Origin of the sequence: Roseiarcus sp., assembly GCF_052145395.1 — a bacterium.
Taxonomy (GTDB): domain Bacteria; phylum Pseudomonadota; class Alphaproteobacteria; order Rhizobiales; family Beijerinckiaceae; genus Roseiarcus.
Genome location: NZ_JBKQOT010000620.1, coordinates 1 through 2,582 on the forward strand (window position 1 = coordinate 1; position 2,582 = coordinate 2,582).

The 2,582-nt window shown below is 64.2% G+C and carries 3 protein-coding genes; all 3 read left to right on the plus strand.

Annotated features, from left to right (window positions below; all coding sequences use genetic code 11):
* Nucleotides 1-751: sugar ABC transporter substrate-binding protein (locus ACLP25_RS21335; RefSeq protein WP_442471153.1), on the plus strand; the 751-nt coding region annotated here is incomplete at its 5' end.
* Nucleotides 752-818: 67 nt separating this feature from the next.
* Nucleotides 819-1,652: an ABC transporter permease gene (locus ACLP25_RS21340; protein WP_442471154.1), complete on the plus strand. Its 834-nt coding sequence runs from the start codon at nt 819-821 to the stop codon at nt 1,650-1,652.
* A partial coding sequence (locus ACLP25_RS21345) for an SMP-30/gluconolactonase/LRE family protein (protein ID WP_442471155.1) occupies nt 1,652-2,582 on the plus strand: 931 nt, incomplete at its 3' end. The genes ACLP25_RS21340 and ACLP25_RS21345, both read left to right, overlap by 1 nt.

A 2,582-nucleotide genomic window follows, 5' to 3' on the forward strand; every position in this document is an offset into this window, starting at 1 on the left:
GCTGCTCGCCAAGGCGATCAGCGAGAAGCCGGACGTGCTGGTCGTGCACAATCCGACCGTCCAGTTGCTGGCGCGGCAGATCAAGCAGGCGCAGGCCGCCGGCATCAAGGTCCTGCAGATCAACCTCCAGTCCAATCAGCCGTCCGCCGCCTTCGTCGGCGCCAACTGGACGCGCATCGGCACCGAGATTGCGCAGGACATCGTCAAGGAATGCGGCGCCGGCAGCGGCAAGTCCGGAAAGGTTGCGATCATTCCCGGGCAGCTCACGGCGGCCGACAGCGTGATGATGAACGAGGCCGCGTTCAAAGTGTTCAAGGAGCACCCGGAGATCAAGGTCGTCTCCAACCAGGCGTCGGACTGGGAGCCCGAGAAGGCGCGGCAGATCACTGCGACGGTGCTGCAACAGAATCCAGACCTGTGCGCCATCTTCGGTCACTGGGACGTCCACACGATTGGCGCCGGCAACGCCGTCAAGGACGCGGGGCTTTCGGGCAAGGTCCTCGTCTACGCGACCGGAGGGGGAGAGCAAGGCGAGGCCTGCAAGGCCATCGAGAACGGGACGCTGTCGCGCGAGTGGAGCTATGACGCAGACGGCCAGGGCCGCGACGCCGGCACGATGATCGACCTTCTGTTGCAGGGCGCCTCGTCGTCCAGCGGTTCGATGCTGACGGTCGAATCGCCGCTGAAGGTGATCAAGGCCGGCCCCGACTACGACCCGAGCCTGTGCTGGAAGATGGAGTCGAAGAACTAGCGTGAGTTTGAAGCGCGCAGGGCTCCCTTGCGGAGCCCTGCCGCACAAAGCATCCGGAGTTTGGCGCTTGCCAGCAGAGTTCGACATCAGCGCGCTGCCGAGGCTGCGCGTGCCTTTGTTTGTCGTTTCCCCGCGCCGCGTTCTCGCGGACGTCCTTTCCAAGGGATGGGTCGAAAGCGCGGTGCCGTTCCTGGCGTTCGTTTGCGTGATCGTCGGCGTGCTCTTGACGACCAGAGGCTACTTCACAGCTGACAATTTGCGCAATCTCGCGCTTTACGCGCCGGACGGAGGGCTTGTCGTTCTGGCGCTGTTCGTCGTTGTCGCGGCCGGAGGCATCGACCTGTCGGTTGGGTCGAATTTCGCCATGTCGGCCTTCACCGCCCTCTTTTGCTTCCACATCCTGAACCTGCCGGTCGCCGTGGTGCTGTTTGCAAGCCTCGCGACCGGCGCGGCGATTGGCGTCATCAACGGAGGGCTGGCGGGACTGGCCGGCTGCGGCGCATTGCTGACGACGCTCGGAACCATGATAACGGTCCGCGGAATCTACACGCTCGCGTCGCAAGGCCAACTGGTGGCGATTTCCACGAGCGCCAGGACCGACGACGTCTGGGACTGGATCGGCTCCGACCGCTTCCTGACGATGCCGATCAGCTTTTGGGTGTTCATGATCGCCGCGGCCGGCGTCCTGGTAATGTTTCGCCAATCGCGATTCGGTTGGCACGTCCTGGCCGCCGGCGGAAACCGCAAGGCGGCGCGACACGGGGGCATCCACGTCAAGGGGACGATTTTTCTTGCCTACGTGCTCGCAGGCTTGATCGTTGGCCTCTCGGGATTCCTTTACGCCGCGCGAGAAAACGCCGTCGCCTCCGACACCGGAGCCGCGGCTCGACCGTCGCAGTGATGTTCGGCTTCGCCACGATCTATATTCTGAACAACGCGCTCCTCAACGCCGGTCTTCGCGGCGATTTTGTTCAGCTCGCCATGGGCGCGATCCTCATCTTCATCCTCTCGGTCGACACGAAGTTCCGGAAGCACAAGCATCGGCTGCTCGCTTCAAGCTACGTCGATCCGGTCGGCTTCAAGGTCGACGAAGTCGCTGGGGCGAAGGGATTCATGCCCGGCGAGATGGGGCCGAAGCTCGTTGGGGCGGAGCTTCTCGCATCCGGCAAGATCGACGGCCCGGAGGACGTGATCTTGGATGCGGACGATAATCTCTACTGCGGGACCCGCGATGGGCGGCTCGTTCGCATCGCGGCTCCCGACTACACTGAAGTCGAGACCTTTGCGCTGATCGGGGGCCGTCCTCTGGGTCTCGCCATCGACCGCGAGGGACGCATCGTCGTCTGCGTCGCCGGAATGGGCCTTGTGCGCGTCAATCAGCGGCGGGAGGTGGAGCTCCTCTCCGACCAGACCCAGCGCAGCCTGTTCAGCGTTCAGGACGACACCACCATCCGGATGGCCGACGACGTCGATATCGCACCCGACGGCGTGATCTATTTCTCTGACGCGACGAAGCGCTACGACATCGAGAACTGGGGGCTCGATCTCCTCGAGGGCCGGTCGAACGGCCGCCTTCTGAGCTACGACCCGAAGACGCGCAAGACCCGCACGATATGCGACAATCTCGTGTTCCCGAACGGCGTCTGCCTGACGCACGACGGCGAACATCTCCTGGTGGCGAGCACCTGGACCTGCTCCCTGCTGATCTTCGACCTCGCGAACCTCGCCGCCGGCCCGCGCGTTTTCGTTCGCGGCCTGCCGGGGTATCCCGACAACGTCAACAGAGCCTCCGATGGGGGCTACTGGATCGCGCTCGCCGGCATGCGCAACC